We start from the raw sequence: 15,209 nt of genomic DNA, 5'->3' as shown, positions 1-15,209 counted from the left end.
AGAGAGTTATGAAAGTCGTTGTTTCCGTGGGACAGTTTTTAGGTAAATATTTTGCTTTATTTGTACTTGGCGGTGCAGTCATCAGTTATTTTCAGCCCCATCTGATTCTTTGGGTCTTACCTTATGTTTCCTACTTGCTCGGGGTGATCATGTTCGGCATGGGCGTATCTTTGAAGCGGTCCGATTTTGTGGCTGTATTTAAGCGGCCCAAAGATGTTATTGTCGGCGTTTGCGCACATTATTTGATTATGCCTTTGGTTGCTTACGGGCTTTGTCTTGCTTTTCACCTGCCAAACGCTGTTGCTGTCGGTGTTATATTAGTAGGCTGCTGCCCGAGCGGCACCGCGTCCAACGTTATGTGTTTTCTTGCCAAGGGTGACGTCGCACTCGGTGTTTCAATCGGCGCCGTCTCTACGCTGATCGCTCCGGTCATGCTTCCGCTGATCTTGTGGCTGCTCGCAGGGCGCTGGGTTCACATTCCGGCGGGATCACTTTTTCTCAGCGTTATTGAAATTGTTATCTTACCCATTGTTTTGGGCGTACTGGTGCACACCTTTTTGGGCGACAAAGTCGAAAAGGGCACGGAGGTTCTGCCGCTCGTCTCAACAATCGCCATTATTTTGATCGCCAGTGGTGTCGTTGCCGCTAACCATGCCACACTATTTACCGCAAGCACCTTAGTACTGATTCCGGTTGTTATGTTGCACAACCTGTTAGGCTTTACTCTCGGCTTCTTCTTCAGCCGACTGCTTGGCATGAATCATCCGAAGAGCCGTTCGATTACCTTTGAAGTCGGCATGCAGAATTCTGCACTCGGCGTGTCATTGGCAATGGCTTTCTTCTCACCCATTGCGGCCATTCCAGGCACCTTGTTCAGCGTCTGGCACAACATGTCCGGTTCGGTCCTCGCTTCGTACTGGGCCGCCAAAAATAAGGAAGGAAACACTCCGGTCGCCGATGCGGTTCAAAATGCAGCCAACTGATTCGATGAAGTGCTGTTGTTAACAAGAGCATTATATAGGAAGAAAAAGTACGGTTGCGCCTGCATGTTGGGTAACCGTACTTTTTTTACATTTGTTCTGATTCCTGCTTGGTAACAGATCTGAGAACGTGATTTGGCCGATAGAACGCAGATTCCGGCCGATAGAGGCCCTGATTTGGCCGGTAAAACGCCGGTTCCGGCCGGTAGAGCAACCGTTTCGGCCGATAGACCACGGATTCTGGCCGATAGAGCAACTGTTTTGGCCGGTAGAGGCCCAGATTTGGCCGGTAGAGCAACCGTTTTGGCCAGTAGAGCACAGATTCCGGCCGGTAGAGACCCAGATTCGGCCTATTCGGCCAGAGCTCTAACAGCAAAATGCCCGCGACCTTTTACAGTCAGCGGGCTCCTTCTTTTTTCTATCAATTGATCAAGAAACATTTATTTCTTATATGTCTTAATGAGCACTTCGCCGGATCCTGTTTCTCCTGCCTCCGGTACAACGGCTTCATAGTCGTTCGTATTGGTGACGATCACCATCGTCGTTGTATCATATCCGGCCTCTTTGATTTTATCCACGTCAAAAGTCATCAGCAGATCGCCGGTTTGAACTTTATCGCCTGCTTGAACTTTGGGATCAAAGTACTGCCCTTTTAATTCAACCGTATTGATTCCGACATGAATCAGGATTTCCGAGCCGTTGTCGGATTTAATTCCATAGGCGTGGCCGGTCGGAAAAGCGACCGTGATTTCTCCGTCTACCGGAGAGACGAGACTGCCTGTCGCCGGCTGAACGCCGACACCTTTCCCCATCGCTTCAGAGCTGAAGACGGGATCATCAACCGTTTTCAGCGAAACAGCCTGTCCTTTTAACGGGCTGTAGATTGTGTCGCTTAATGCCAGGTTTGCTGTATCGACAGCCGGTTCAAGAGCAGCGGCAGCAGCGTCGCTGTCTTTCGTCTGATTTTTTTCTTCTAAGGCAGCCGTTTTCTTCGCTGTCAGGCTCTTCTTGCCTGAGGTGACCTTGGCAAATATTTTTTCGGTGTTGCTTTCGTTGAATCCAAGCAGAACAACCAGCAGAAAGGCGCTCAGCCAGGCTACGGCGCCAGCCACTCCTGCCCATACGATACTCGAATTTTTGCCGATAAAAAGCGGCATTTCAAATATGTTCATAATCGGCGTGTATTGAAAACACTTGACACCGGCCGCACCGATAATCGCGCCACCGAGGGCTCCGCCGGCCAGACCGAAAATAAAGCCTTTCTTATACTTTAAGTTGATGCCGTAGATGGCCGGTTCGGTAATCCCGAAGAATCCGCTGATCGCGGCTGATCCGGCGATTTCTTTATTTTTTACTTTTTTCGCCTTGAAAAAAGCTCCGGTAACAGCGCCGAATTGTCCGGCAACCGCGCAGAACATGACGGCCAGAAGGGTGTCGTAGCCGTACGTCTGAATATTGATCAGAGAAATCGGCAGGATACCCCAGTGCAATCCGAAGATAACAAAGATCTGGAATGTTCCGCCCAAAATGGCTCCGGCTACAAGCGGGCTCAATCCGTACAAGAATTTATAGCCGTATGCCAATCCTGTTCCAAAGGCCGAACCGAGCGGCCCGATAATAAAGAAGGTTAAAAGACCGGCAACAATTAGGGTTAAAAAGGGAACAAAAACCAATTGTGTCACAGCCGGCAAACGCTTCTTAAACCATTTTTCGATGTAGCTCTCGATCCATATGGCAAGAATCGTCGGAATAACTGCGCCGCCGTAAGTTTTAAAGTTGACAGCGTAGCTTCCCAGATGGGCCAGTTTCGGAATCGTAGCGTCGGTCAGCGGGTAAATCATCGCAGCCGCCAGCGCCACGGCGATGAATCGGTTGGTGTTGAATTTATCGGCCGCCGTGATGGCGATAAAAATCGGCAGGAGGGTAAACACACCGCTCGCCAGCGCATTCAGCGTAATATAAATCGGTGACGAAAGCGGGAGCAGCTGGGTGGTTGAGATCAAAATGGCCAGCCCTTTTAACACACCCGCTCCGGCCAGAACAGAAATAAACGGCGTAAAAATACCGGAGATCACAGCAACAAATCTCTCAAACCAGCTCTCTTTTCCCCGTGTTTCTGCGTCCGGATCATTGTCATTTGTATTTAAACCGGAACTCGTATCACTGTCCGCCGCGCTGAAATGGTAACGGTCCATGATGGCTTCGTAGACCGGTACGACTTCATCGCCGATCACAACCTGATACTGTCCGCCGGCGCTGACCGCGGTCAGAACTTTCGGCAGGTCCTCCAGTGCTTCTTTATTTGCTTTGCCTTGGTCTTTCAGTCTAAAGCGCAGCCGGGTTGCGCAATGAATCAATGAATTCACATTTTCCTTACCCCCAACGTTGGCGACGATGTCATCCGCCAGCTGGGTGTAATCCCTTTTACCCATTTTTCTTCCTCCTATAAAACGTTTACAAAAAATATTTTACAACACGCTTTCAATTAAATCAAAAAAAATTCTTTTCAACTGCGCGGTAATCAATGAAAATCACTTAACTGACACATATTCAGAACATTCATTCTTCCTCAATTTCCGGATTCCAGAACGAATATCCGGCAAACGTTCTCAATTATTTCCTATCACAGAGCTATTTTTCGGGGATTTTTTAAGTCTCCTGATTTTCATTTTTTTTCGGTGAATGAATCAAGTGTAAGATAAACGGAACTTCTCTGTCAATTTTATTTTTTATATGGGCAGCTGATAAGGAATATATTTTCATGACACGTTTGAAAAATTTTTTGTGATGGTTCGATGGAGTACTTCCTGTCAGAAAGAAGTATGCTGCCTTGAACAATCAATCATCATGATTTCACGGTATGGTCAGGCTTTCATGGTGTGCCGGATAACTTTCTTATTTCAAGTATTACTTTTTTCAAAGATGATGATTCATCTTGCTTACTTAAGTTGGCAAAATGTGTCCTGAATTTTTGATGGCGAATCAACAACTAAAGATCATCATCCCGCTCCGCCTAAATTGAGCGGTCAGTGCCGGCTAAACAGCGCTCACCATGTTCTGATTTTTCACACTTATTGATTCCAGGTTGTTTACCGTTGATTCTTTGAGCGTTACTGGTGATTTTCTGCAATTTACTGTTGATTCTCACCCATTTACTGTCGATTTTCTGCTCATTACTGACGATTGTCCGGCTGTGCGCTTTTATGAACACATGGAAGTAAGCTGTTTCAGTCTGTTTTTTCACAAAACAGCTTCGGGCTGCTAAGCTGATTGTTCAATAGGCTCAATTGTCGTCGAATGAAGAAAAATCCGTCATATTTTTCATCGGTTTGTTTTATTCTTTGAAGTCTAACATGAGCTGGCGGGTAAAATCCGTTTTTCAAATAAAAATGGGGCCTTCCTAAAAAAGAAGGCCTCCCTCACAATGCCCTTCATTGTGAAATTGTGGTATTCCATTCCTCTGCCATACTTTTTCCAAGATTGTCAGAGGTTCCAGTCGATATCAATCTGATAAGGAATCGGATCAACCAGTCCCGCTTCCTGGAACCCCTTAATCCTCAGCCTGCAGCTGTCGCACGTTCCACAGGCTTTGTCACCGCCATTATAGCATGAAGTCGTCAGTTGATAAGGGACACCAAGCCGGGTTCCGAGTTCGATCGTCTCTTTTTTTGTCAGGTGCATCAGCGGCGCCTGAATGGACAGGCGGTGATTCGTAACGCCAGTTTTTGTCGCCAGATTGATTGTTTGATTCATACTGTCGATAAATTCGGGGCGGCAATCGGGATAGCCGCTGTAATCGACGGACGACACACCGATAAAAATCGCCTCCGCACCCAGTACTTCCGCATAAGCACTGGCGAGGGAGAGAAAAATCATGTTTCGCGCGGGAACATAGGTTATCGGTATGTCATTTCCTACACCATCCTGCGGCACGTTAATGGACATATCGGTCAGGGCACTCCCGCCCATTTGCTTAAAGAAGCTGATGTCGACGACACGATGTTTCTTCGCATGGAAGTACGCCGCCACCTTCTTCGCCTGAGCGACCTCCCGATCATGCCGCTGACCGTAACTGAAGGTTAAAGGATAAAGCTCATAGCCCTCATGATTCGCTATACCCATACACGTTGTGCTGTCAAGCCCTCCGCTGAGCACAACCACTGCTTTCTTCGCCATTTTAAACACCTCTCTATTTTGTATCTCAAAAGAGCGCATGAAAAAACTCTCCATAACAAAGATGGAGAGCGTAAAAACGGGCAAAGTTCTGAAGGATGGACAAATGGAATCGTGAATGCCCCTCAATGAGGTTCACTCACCCTTTGAACAACCTTCTCTTAAGAAAGATGCCCGAATTTTTCAGTTGCGACGCTCCCTAGTTTTGTTTAATGAGGGGCGGGAATTTCGAACCCTCAGCGTTACTATTATAGCAAATTCCATGATAGCTGACTAAGAAACATGAAAACTCATGATAAATAGTGGCGCATCTGCCGGTTATTCTATCAGATCAGACAAAGATTGCCGACTCCTGTTTTTCATGAAATTTTCCGGTAACTCGCCATGACCCATTGATCAATGTCTTCAAAACCAAGTTTCTTGTAAATTTTGCCTGCTTCCGGGTTATCATAAAAAAGGCAGGGTTCCTTGTGTTCTGCTTTCAGGGCAACAATCGTCTTGATGAGACAGCTTGTCGCATAGCCTCGCCGTTCATAACCGGGCTTTGTACAGACGCCGATAATCATTGCCGCATGGCGCGTTTCGGCCGTTGTCGAGACCGCGCTGACCGGTTCTTCATTTCTTTCAATATAATAAGTTCTTGAAATGCCCTTTTCCATGTTCTCCTGAAATTCGGCGAGGCTTACTTTCAGGTCGGAAAACTCTGGAATCGATGACCGTAACTGTACAATTTTATCCGCTTCCTCGGGAAAAAGCATTTTCACGTCTTTGCGCATCGTTTCTTTATTCAGTGGCTGACGATCTTCGCGTTTCGCATAGTAACAAAGCTTCCTATCCTGAACCGGCAGCTCAATAAACGGCAAAATCTGCTCAACTATTACTTTCAGACCCGAAAGCATCCTGAGTTTTCCGTTGCTCCTGATCACTTCCGCCCAGGCTTGTCCATTCAAATGTCCGGCACTCTTCGCGTAAGGAATGAAATTATCGCGGTATCGGAGCAGAATACTGATCAATGCTCCGGCCTCATTAAAATCTCCCCATACTGTTACTGTTTCACTTTCAAAGCCAAACGTTTCAATGTCGCCGAGAATGAAAAGATTTTCCGCAGGACGATCACCCGCAAAGTCCACGACGAGCGTTCTGTCCCTTTCCGTTAATTTCCTGATCATATGTATGCTCTCCTCTCCTGAGACACTTCAGTTCCTTAAATGCTGAGAGACCGCATTTTGCAGGTTTAATAATCTTTACGTTTTCTTCATATTATAAATGAAATTTTCATGAAATGGTATGAAGAAATCTTGTCATTAATCATGACATCGATGAAATTAATTTTGCTTTAATGAATCTGAATGAGTTCCCTATCCCAATTTGTTTAAGAGTAAGGGTTTTAAGAACTAAGGTAAGCATGGAACAGGGGAAATTAACGGACACTTATGGACAAAATATTAAAAGAACAATTGTGTGCTACTCAGGAAGAATTTAACAAAAAAGCAGAAAAGAATGGTTGAATTCAATAAACCATTCTTTCTCATTTTGACTTTCAAACATGTATTTTTGAGTGCAGACTTAAAGTAGACCGCTTCGGCATGCCAATCAATAAATACTAATATTGCTCAACAGGATGTCGGATCACAGTTTTTCGCTTTTCAGGTTGTGATTTTCGTGGATCGGACAGGTAAATCTCGTGATGCCTTCTTACAGTTCCGTCCGGCTGAACCGTCGAAATCGCGTTCTTCAACTGATGACCCTCAATATAGTTTTCCATTTGTGCAATGATTTTCGGTTCGTTTTCAAAGGGGCCGATGTGCATCATTTGCACGCACAAGCCTTCACGAATTGTCTGAAGCCGCGCCTTCGATACATCGAGCTGCGGCTTCTTTTTCAATGCCTCGGCACGAGCCCACTCGAACACCTCGTCCGTCACAAATTCCGGCTGCCGGATCATAGAAGTCCAACAGTAGTTATCCTTGTCCGAAAGATCGAGCTGCCTGTCGTCCATCCACCACAGCCCCTCAAGCGGCGGCACGACATAGTCGAAGTACCCTTCCGGCAGGTACTGTCCATTTTTGCTCATCTTAATGGTATAGGAGAGGCCGTATAGTAATTCAACTGCCGACTGATAATCTCCCCCTTCTTCATTCGGATTCCCCCTTCCGTCGACCATGATGAAATTCATTGCTGGCACATCAATGATCACTGGCTTTTTCGGGGGAAGATACAGATCTTTAAACGCTTTTTTATAATCTAATTTATCAGTAGCCATGTTCCTGCCTCCTGCCGATCGGTATCATAATTTCCGCTATATAGCCGTTTTTATCCATTTTCTTCATTACGAAAAGACAGAGTCAGTATGTTCTGCTCGTTATAATAGCGCAGCGTTTTAACAGTGAAGTCTGTGATTTTCGAAAACTCCCCAATTTTGTACACTACACATGCCCACCTCCTTATTTTTAGTATAAACGATCCTCCACACGGGAGAGTCAACGGTTATTTTTTTCTTTGCACGAGTCCATTCGCTGCTTATCCAAAGCGAGTTTCGATTCAATGCTGAAGCCGCCATAAGTTCCAGCTGAGGATGCAAAGGGAATATCGGCCAAGTCGTTCGTCTAATCCCATACTGCACTCGTTCGGACCGCCCTTTTAACCGGAATTCATAGCCACTATAATAGAGATAGAACATCTGTATATTAGATGATGAACCTCATCCGGCCGGTGCTGAAAGCGGGCGATCCAATGCTTTTTCCGGCGGTGCTTTCCATATCCTGAAAAACAGGCGAGAACAAATCCAAAAAATGAAAGCGCTTCAATATTTGTTTTTCAAGTTATAACACTCTTTCACCGCTTATCAGATGAGGTAATCGGCTATTCCGAACGAAGAACATTAAAGGAGGCATCTTAAGATGAATAAAAAGGAGAGCACATCATTTGAAATCGATACTGATCTGAAGAAAACGGTCCTAAAAATTCTTGTTTCCGCTTCAAACCGTTTGGACTCAGAAACGGCAAGTTTTATTTCAGATCCTTCTGATGCCGAAACAGTACACAAAATGCGCCTCGAAATCAGAAAAATGCGTTCTCTTTCATCCTTTATAAAAAAAATAGCCAAAAGCGGCTGTTACAACTCAATCAACGGAAGACTCAAGCTTTTAAACAAGTCTCTGGCAGCGATAAGAGATTTGGATATTTTAGTTTTGAACTGCAGACAATACAATAAATCCGGCCGTCTGACCAGCATAATGAGTACAGAACGGACAGTCTTATCGAACCGTCTCCGCAAGGAAATGTCAAACCCAGACAGGGGACAAAAAATGCTGCCCATTGACTGGCCGGCAGCGATTGAATGGGATAATCAGGCCATTCATGAAACTACCACTTCTGATTACGTAAAGAAAGAACTGATTGTGATGTTGAAAAGATATTTAAAGTTAGGCAAAAACACTGATTTTTCCGTACCCAATCAATTGCACAAGTTCCGTATCGCGGGCAAAAAAATTAAAAATATCATGGAATTATTTCTCCCCATCTTAGATATTAAGGAGCAAAAATTATATAGAAGACTTAAAAAACTTCTTCAGTTGATCGGAGATATCCATGACTTTACTGCTTCCCGCTGTATTTTGACGGAACTGTCAAAAAAAGATTCCGGCCTGTCAGATGAAGCCAATGAATTAGCCAGGTACTTTAAAAAAATCGAAAAAAAGAAGGCAAAATGTCTCCATGCCGATTGGCACAGGGCTGAAAATACGATTAAGTCTGTACTTTAACAATGTAGGTGCCAAACAATTCCTGGCTTGCCTGCCGCCCTTTTAATGAGTCACTGTCAGGCATTTTCCCCGGTCCGAGCAGCAGCACTTGTGCTCGGTGGATTAATCAAACGATTGTTTAGCGTTTTATAATTGCCCTGAAGGATGAGGTTTAACGGCAAAGCAGGCACATCTTATTTTAAGAGGCTTCCAGCCAGTCGCTCTTTCAGTCTGGACTGAAGGAGCCTTTCAACTCTTTAAATGCAAAAAGGATGAATGCAAAAAATGCTGCCTGAACGGCAGCATTGACTGTTTTTCGATCAGCGATTATCTATTTTTTCCGGATACATGTCGTGCGTTGAGAGCCTGTCAAAGGCGACCTTTTCCCATACGGTGCCTTCCTTGCCGTAATTCACATAAGGGTCGATGCTGATCCCGCCCCGCGGCATAAATTTGCCCCACACTTCCAAATATTTTGGATCCATCAGGGTGATCAGATCATCGGCAATCTTGTTGATGCAGTCCTCATGAAAATCGCCATGGTTGCGGAAACTGAACAGATAAAGTTTCAGCGATTTGCTTTCAACCATGCGTTCAGACGGAACATAGCTGATGTGCAGGGTCGCAAAGTCCGGCTGATGGGTGATCGGGCAGAGACTCGTGAATTCCGGAAAGTTGAATTTCACGAAGTAATCCCGGTCAGGATGCGCATTTTTAAATGTTTCCAGCACACTCGGGTCATAGTCAAAACTATATTTTGTTCCTTTATTACCAAGCTGGGTAAGTCCTTCCTGTTTTCTGTCCGTCATGATCGACTCCTCCTCATCGCTTTAGTCATTCCATTCGTTCAGTGACCATCCGGAGCTATTGCGGCCGGCCGCCTGTTTCCCCGCGCCCAGCGAACAGCAAGATAGATGAGCGGTACACCGATGACCGCGTAAGAAAATTTGAGAATATACTCGGTACCGATTGTTGAGAAGATTGCGGCGAGAGGCAGAATTCCGGAAAAACCAATAAACATGAATACCGTCGAATCGGCCAGCTGGCTGACGGCCGTGCTCATCAGGCTGCGCAGCCACAGTTTTCTGCCATTTGTGCGCTGTTTCAGTCTGATGAAAATGGTAATATCAAGCGTTTGCGAAACGGTGTAACCGCAGAGCGAAGCTAAAACCACTCTCGGAACTGCGCCAAGCACGGTTGCGTACGCCTGCTGACCGCTCCAGAATGGCGCCGGCGGCAAATGGATCGCAGCCTGAAGCAGCAGGGTAAAAAGAATATTCGCGGCAAGCCCGATCCAGACGACTTTCTGGGCGACTTGCTTTCCCCAGATTTCCGCCATACTGTCCAGAACGAGAAATGTTAAAGGGTAAATAATAATGCCGGATGTCATGGATAATTCGCCAAGAGAGAAAATTTTTGATGCGGCGAGGTTGGCGGCGATCAGGCAGGTGACAAAGGCCATCGCCAGGATGAGCAGTCTGAAGGGGACTTCAGCATTTTGTTTTGTGTGATCCAAGGCTATCACTCCCGTAGTTTTTTTGGTAAGGCAGAGGAGGGTTTCGAACTCTGCCAATCCAAGTCACGTTATCGATTATAATGATAAAGCAGCCATCGGGCAAGAACCCAGTCTTTTTTCTTTCGGTTTTCTGGGATTCGTTTATAATGTTTCTATAGTACATTTTACCTGTCCGGGCAAAGTATTGAATACGATCTTTCTGATTCTGAAAAAGATCGTATCAATAAGGGTGGGTTGGGCGGCATAAGTAGGTGAAGGCATTTTCCCATTTAAAATGGATAGAGGGATACGTGCCGGTCAGAGGTTTTGATCGATGATTTCCCACCCGTTTATAGGTCTTAATCATCAAGTCTAAACGCCCTTTAAAGTTAACAAACTAGTGGCCGGACCGTTGGGCCAGACCTTCCCCAAATCTATGTATCCGAAAGAAGGAACTTATATTGCCGATCCTTCATATCGACGATTACAGTCTTCATTACGATTATCGCTATATCGATAAGGAGAATCCGACGCTTTTGCTTCTTCATGATCTGAGCGTCGATTCAACCGTCTGGCGTGTTCTTGTTCCTTGCCTGGATCCAGCTTTTAACATTTTAACCTACGATTATTTTGGCCATGGCAAAACAACGGATAGCGCTGAGCCGATTTCATTTGAAAAGCTTTTCCGTGAGCTGTTGTCGCTGTTTCAAGCGCTCCGCCTCAACGCCGTACATATGGCCGGCACCGGATTCGGCGGGGTTCTGGCTTTTCTATTTACTGAAAGCTATCCTCATCTCGTGCGAACGCTGAGTTTCCTGTCCATGCCTTTCTACATTCCAAAAGAGATCTACAAAAATGAATTGCAAAATATCATTCAGCTGCTTACAGTCGACCGCCATTTATTGGTCAAAAAAATCGTTGCGGAAAATGTTTATCCCATTACCCCTGAGAAAACAGCGCTGATCACCAACGCGCTCAGGCGCGTTTCCGCCCGGAATTTCAAACAAATCATTTCCATAATGATTGACAAAACGTTTCCCGATCGCTTCAGCCTGGTTCAGGAAATGAGCCGGTTAAAACAGCCGGTTCTGATTATGAACGGCGAATTCGACCCTCTTTTTCCGGCAAATCTGTCTGTCATTCTCGCCGCGCAAATTCCAAATGGCAGAGGATTGATTATTCCCGAGGCTTCGCATCTCATTGAACTGGACAAGCCCCAAATGGTTGCGACTCGCTTAAATCTTTTTATCCGCGGTCAAAAGTCGCCCTTTCCTTTCTCTGAAGCTCATCAGAAAGCGGCAGGCGAATTGAAAAGGATCCTTGACAAGGGTTTCAGCGAGCTGCTCACCCGGCGTCCTTTTCTAAGAATGACGGTGATGAGGGGAACCGCAGAAGTCCTCTGGAACGGTCGCCCCATAGACGGTAAATGGAACCAGCGCCACGCCAAGGAACTGCTTTTTTATATCATCATGAATCGCGGTTCTGCAACACGCACGGCCTTAATCGATACATTTATGCCTGAACTTCCTGTCCCGCAGGCCAAAACGCGTTTGCGCGTGCAGTTAAACCACTTGAACAAAATTTTTCAGAATTCTCTTGATCATGCGCTCATCATCAGCCGTGAAGCGATCGCTCTTAATGTAAAATTCGAATGCGATCTTCTCGATTTTATGGAGGATCTTGAACGACTGGTTCTGAAAGAGGTTTCGGTTACTGAACGCGCCGAACAGTTTATTCAGAAACTCGGTATCTACAGCCCCTCTTGTCTCGCCGCCTTCCAGGATGAATGGACCGGTTCACTCATTGAAAAACTGGAGCTCCGGCTTTCACAAATCATGATCCGTTTATTGGATGAACTGGAGTCCGAAGGCAAGACTTTGCTGGAAAAAGAAATACTCAAAGCCGGGACTGCCGTTGAACCTTATGACGGGTTCTGCAAGGAAAAACTGGATCACCTTAGTTAAAGGACAAGCATTGAATCATTGATGTCCCGCAAGTCTCATCCCGCATAATGGATGAAGGGTACAAGACATTCCACATTCTGTGTCCGGCGCTCGCAGTACTTTTATTAAACGTAATAAAGGACATCCGTTTTGCCGAATGCCCTTTTTTGATGCGTCAGGATCAGATTTCTTCGTAAACTTTGTCCGGGACAGGGCCCGTCCGGCCGTCGGAACGGTCGCGTGCATCGATCGTCTTTATCTCATCATCTGTCAATGAGAAGTCGTAGACATTCGCGTTTTGCGCGATACGTGATGGTGTCTGCGATTTTGGAATGACAATCGTGCCGCTCTGCAGATGCCAGCGGATGATCACTTGCGCCGCTGATTTCCCATACTTCCCGGCAATTTTTCCGATCGTTTCATCACCCAGCACGGCACCGCGGCCGAGCGGGCTCCAGGCCTCCGCCGCAATCCCGTTTTTCTTCAGATAATCGCGTAGCGCTGCCTGTGTAAAGTAAGGATGAATTTCCATCTGGTCAACGGCAGGCTTGATGTTCGCTTTGATCGCCAGCTTTTCCAGATGATGAATTTCAAAGTTGCTGACGCCGATCGTGCGTACCAGTTTTTCATCATAAAGTTTCTCGAATGCTTTCCACGTTTCGAAAAAATGCTTTTTGCTCGGCCAGTGAATGAGCAGAAGATCGATTTGTTCAATCTGAAGATCCTTAAGCGATTGTTCAACCGACTTCAGCGTGGAGTCATAACCTTGTTTCGGATTAGTCACTTTTGTCGTGATAAATAAGTCTTTTCTCGGAACTCCCGATTCCTTGAGCAATTGGCCGACAAGCGCTTCATTCTCATAAAACTGTGCCGTGTCAAATGCCCGGTAACCGGACTCGAGCGCTCTGTCAATCGCCGCTCTGCCCCTGTCTTCATCAGTAATCAGATAGACACCGAATCCGTGCTGCGGCATGTCCAGACCGCTATTCAGCCGTACCGTATCTTTAATAGATGTTACCATGATCAAAAGCCACCTCTTCCTCAGTCAACTAACGTATCGCCTCACGCAAACAATGATTTCATTGTTCTGCTCTCACTGTCAGTATACATTTCCGAAAATTGTGCTTCAAACGATGTGCCCTGCCGTCAAAGAATGGTCACATGTCCTGGCTTTCGCTAATAAGGGATGGGGATTGGATCTGCATTTCGGATTGACTTTTGTGGATTTCGGTTCAACTTTCATCCGTTTCGGTTCAACTTTCACTCGTTTCGGTTCAATCTCTGATTTTCGGTCCGACTTTCTTAGATTTCGGTTCGACTTTCATCCGTTTCGGTTCAACTTTCGCTCGTTTCGGTTCAACCTCTGATTTTCGGTCCGACTTTCTTAGATTTCGGTTCAACTTTCATCCGTTTCGGTTCAACTTTCGCTCGTTTCGGTTCAATCTCTGATTTTCGGTCCGACTTTCTTAGATTTCGGTTCGACTTTCATCCGTTTCGGTTCAACTTTCATCCGTTTCGGTTCAACCTCATTGTGCCTGCGAATAACAGCGCTCCTTAACTTGAGCATAATCATTTAATCGAATGTGATCACGATTTTCCCGCGCGCGTGATGCGTTTCGCTCAGGGCGTGAGCTTCTTTTAATCCCTGTTCTGAAAATGGAAATTCAGTGCCGACGATCGCTTTAACTTTTCCGGATGCCAGCAGATCGGCGATTTCCTTGAGCTGTTCGCCGTTTTCCTTGAGCCAGATCGATTCCGCAGCCACCCCGTAACGTTCAGCGAGCGTTTGATCGGGCGCACTGACAATGGAAACGAGCCTGCCCGTGCCTTTTTTCAGCACTTTAAAACTCGCCTTCTGAATTTCTCCACCCATCGTATCGAACACGACATCAATATCGGAAAGCACATCTTCAAAATGAGTGGTGTGGTAGTCGATCACTTCATCAACGCCCAACGATTTCAGGAAATCGCTGTTTTCAGCGCCGGCCGTGGCGATCACGTACGCCCCCCGGGCCTTCGCAAACTGGACGGCCAAACTCCCGACGCCGCCTGCTCCGGCATGAACCAGAACTTTTTCACCCGGCTTCAGATCGGCGTGATCAAAGAGGGCCTGCCAGGCCGTCAATCCGGCCAGCGGTACGGACGCTGCCTCGGCAAACGAAATATTTTCCGGAATGCGGGCAAGCAGATCGGCGTCCACAGCCGCATATTCGGCATAGGTTCCAAATCGCGTGGTGGCCGGCCGCGCAAAAACACGATCGCCTTTTTTCCATTCGGTCACCTGTTCGCCGACTTCAATAATGACTCCGGCAGCGTCCCAACCGAGAATAATCGGAAACGGCCAGTCAAACAGTTGTTTCAGGTAGCCCTCCCGCAGCTTCCAGTCAATCGGATTGATCGACGTCGCGGACAATTTCACGATAACCTGACGCGGGCCCGGAACCGGATCTTCGACTAGGATTTCATGTAATTCTTCTTTACTTCCATAATGGTTGATGACAACGGCTTTCATAAAAGGTAACCTCCTGAGTCTGTTATAAAGTCATCATATACCCAATCCATGAGGAAAAGGAAAGAATCTGCCTCCGATAAAGCGGCTTCCGGATTTCAGGAGTACCTCTCATCTATGCGGAATTATTCCGCCCGGATTCGGAGCGATTCGCCGCCTGAATAGGGCGATTCCGGAACCTTTTGGGGCGATCGTTCGATGTTTTCGGGCGACTGCCTCACCTTCCGGGCGATTATTACCGGACGGAGCGATTCGCCGCCTGTAGGGCGATTCCGGAACCTTTTGAGGCGATTGTTCGATGTTTTCGGGCGATTGTTCAATGTTTTCGGGCGATTGCCTCACCTCTCCGGGCGATTCACACCGGAC

13 protein-coding genes are annotated in these 15,209 nt (G+C 46.5%); 3 read left to right on the top strand and 10 right to left on the bottom strand.

Annotated elements, in window-relative coordinates; genetic code table 11:
• The first annotated feature begins 8 nt into the window (after nucleotides 1–8).
• Nucleotides 9–983, top strand: a complete 975-nt coding sequence (locus IEX81_RS06415) for a bile acid:sodium symporter family protein (RefSeq protein ID WP_188802250.1) — start codon at nucleotides 9–11, stop codon at nucleotides 981–983.
• Nucleotides 984–1,420: 437 nt separating this feature from the next.
• On the opposite strand, the gene IEX81_RS06410 is transcribed toward IEX81_RS06415, so the two are convergent.
• The 5 genes from IEX81_RS06410 to IEX81_RS16825 form a co-directional block, all read right to left on the bottom strand.
• Complete coding sequence (locus tag IEX81_RS06410; protein WP_188802249.1) at nucleotides 1,421–3,412, bottom strand: beta-glucoside-specific PTS transporter subunit IIABC; 1,992 nt, start codon at nucleotides 3,410–3,412, stop codon at nucleotides 1,421–1,423.
• A 1,051-nt stretch (nucleotides 3,413–4,463) separates the two neighbouring features.
• A complete protein-coding gene (gene queC, locus IEX81_RS06405) occupies nucleotides 4,464–5,156 on the bottom strand; it encodes a 7-cyano-7-deazaguanine synthase QueC (RefSeq protein ID WP_188802248.1) in 693 nt (230 codons plus the stop codon).
• A 356-nt stretch (nucleotides 5,157–5,512) separates the two neighbouring features.
• Nucleotides 5,513–6,322 carry a GNAT family N-acetyltransferase gene (locus IEX81_RS06400; protein WP_188802247.1) on the bottom strand — a complete coding sequence of 270 codons (810 nt, stop codon included), beginning with the start codon at nucleotides 6,320–6,322 and terminating at the stop codon, nucleotides 5,513–5,515.
• Nucleotides 6,323–6,756: 434 nt separating this feature from the next.
• Entirely contained in the window at nucleotides 6,757–7,416 is a 660-nt protein-coding gene (locus IEX81_RS06395) for a GyrI-like domain-containing protein (protein ID WP_188802246.1), read from the bottom strand.
• A gap of 50 nt (nucleotides 7,417–7,466) precedes the next feature.
• On the bottom strand, nucleotides 7,467–7,580 hold the full coding sequence (locus IEX81_RS16825; protein WP_188802245.1) for a MerR family DNA-binding transcriptional regulator: 114 nt from the start codon (nucleotides 7,578–7,580) through the stop codon (nucleotides 7,467–7,469).
• Between the two features lie 473 nt (nucleotides 7,581–8,053).
• On the opposite strand from IEX81_RS16825, the gene IEX81_RS06385 reads away from it, so the two are divergent.
• Nucleotides 8,054–8,917 (top strand): CHAD domain-containing protein, encoded by an 864-nt coding sequence (locus tag IEX81_RS06385; protein ID WP_188802244.1) that lies wholly within the window; start codon nucleotides 8,054–8,056, stop codon nucleotides 8,915–8,917.
• 299 nt (nucleotides 8,918–9,216) lie between these two features.
• Here IEX81_RS06385 and queF read toward each other — a convergent pair whose 3' ends face one another.
• Complete coding sequence (gene queF / locus IEX81_RS06380; RefSeq protein ID WP_188802243.1) at nucleotides 9,217–9,705, bottom strand: preQ(1) synthase; 489 nt, start codon at nucleotides 9,703–9,705, stop codon at nucleotides 9,217–9,219.
• Between the two features lie 38 nt (nucleotides 9,706–9,743).
• Nucleotides 9,744–10,412 carry a queuosine precursor transporter gene (locus tag IEX81_RS06375; protein WP_188802242.1) on the bottom strand — a complete coding sequence of 223 codons (669 nt, stop codon included), beginning with the start codon at nucleotides 10,410–10,412 and terminating at the stop codon, nucleotides 9,744–9,746.
• A gap of 440 nt (nucleotides 10,413–10,852) precedes the next feature.
• On the opposite strand from IEX81_RS06375, the gene IEX81_RS06370 reads away from it, so the two are divergent.
• A complete protein-coding gene (locus tag IEX81_RS06370) occupies nucleotides 10,853–12,355 on the top strand; it encodes an alpha/beta fold hydrolase (RefSeq protein WP_188802241.1) in 1,503 nt (500 codons plus the stop codon).
• A gap of 160 nt (nucleotides 12,356–12,515) precedes the next feature.
• On the opposite strand, the gene IEX81_RS06365 is transcribed toward IEX81_RS06370, so the two are convergent.
• The 3 genes from IEX81_RS06365 to IEX81_RS06355 form a co-directional block, all read right to left on the bottom strand.
• Nucleotides 12,516–13,355: an aldo/keto reductase gene (locus tag IEX81_RS06365; RefSeq protein ID WP_188802240.1), complete on the bottom strand. Its 840-nt coding sequence runs from the start codon at nucleotides 13,353–13,355 to the stop codon at nucleotides 12,516–12,518.
• A 552-nt stretch (nucleotides 13,356–13,907) separates the two neighbouring features.
• On the bottom strand, nucleotides 13,908–14,846 hold the full coding sequence (locus IEX81_RS06360) for an NADP-dependent oxidoreductase (protein WP_188802239.1): 939 nt from the start codon (nucleotides 14,844–14,846) through the stop codon (nucleotides 13,908–13,910).
• Between the two features lie 108 nt (nucleotides 14,847–14,954).
• Nucleotides 14,955–15,185, bottom strand: a complete 231-nt coding sequence (locus tag IEX81_RS06355) for a hypothetical protein (protein ID WP_188802238.1) — start codon at nucleotides 15,183–15,185, stop codon at nucleotides 14,955–14,957.
• Nucleotides 15,186–15,209: the final 24 nt, after the last annotated feature.

Origin of the sequence: Sporolactobacillus putidus, from assembly GCF_014647035.1 — a bacterium.
GTDB classification, from domain to species: domain Bacteria; phylum Bacillota; class Bacilli; order Bacillales; family Sporolactobacillaceae; genus Sporolactobacillus; species Sporolactobacillus putidus.
The sequence above is the reverse complement of the archived record's forward strand: the minus strand, read 5'-3'. Positions and strand labels throughout refer to the sequence as shown.

Bases quoted from the DNA above. Each gene is read 5' to 3' on its own strand.
- IEX81_RS06415 (WP_188802250.1), top strand. From the start codon at position 9: ATGAAAGTCGTTGTTTCCGTGGGACAGTTTTTAGGTAAATATTTTGCT.
- IEX81_RS06410 (WP_188802249.1), bottom strand. From the start codon at position 3,412: ATGGGTAAAAGGGATTACACCCAGCTGGCGGATGACATCGTCGCCAAC.
- queC (WP_188802248.1), bottom strand. From the start codon at position 5,156: ATGGCGAAGAAAGCAGTGGTTGTGCTCAGCGGAGGGCTTGACAGCACA.
- IEX81_RS06400 (WP_188802247.1), bottom strand. From the start codon at position 6,322: ATGATCAGGAAATTAACGGAAAGGGACAGAACGCTCGTCGTGGACTTT.
- IEX81_RS06395 (WP_188802246.1), bottom strand. From the start codon at position 7,416: ATGGCTACTGATAAATTAGATTATAAAAAAGCGTTTAAAGATCTGTAT.
- IEX81_RS06385 (WP_188802244.1), top strand. From the start codon at position 8,054: ATGAATAAAAAGGAGAGCACATCATTTGAAATCGATACTGATCTGAAG.
- queF (WP_188802243.1), bottom strand. From the start codon at position 9,705: ATGACGGACAGAAAACAGGAAGGACTTACCCAGCTTGGTAATAAAGGA.
- IEX81_RS06365 (WP_188802240.1), bottom strand. From the start codon at position 13,355: ATGGTAACATCTATTAAAGATACGGTACGGCTGAATAGCGGTCTGGAC.
- IEX81_RS06360 (WP_188802239.1), bottom strand. From the start codon at position 14,846: ATGAAAGCCGTTGTCATCAACCATTATGGAAGTAAAGAAGAATTACAT.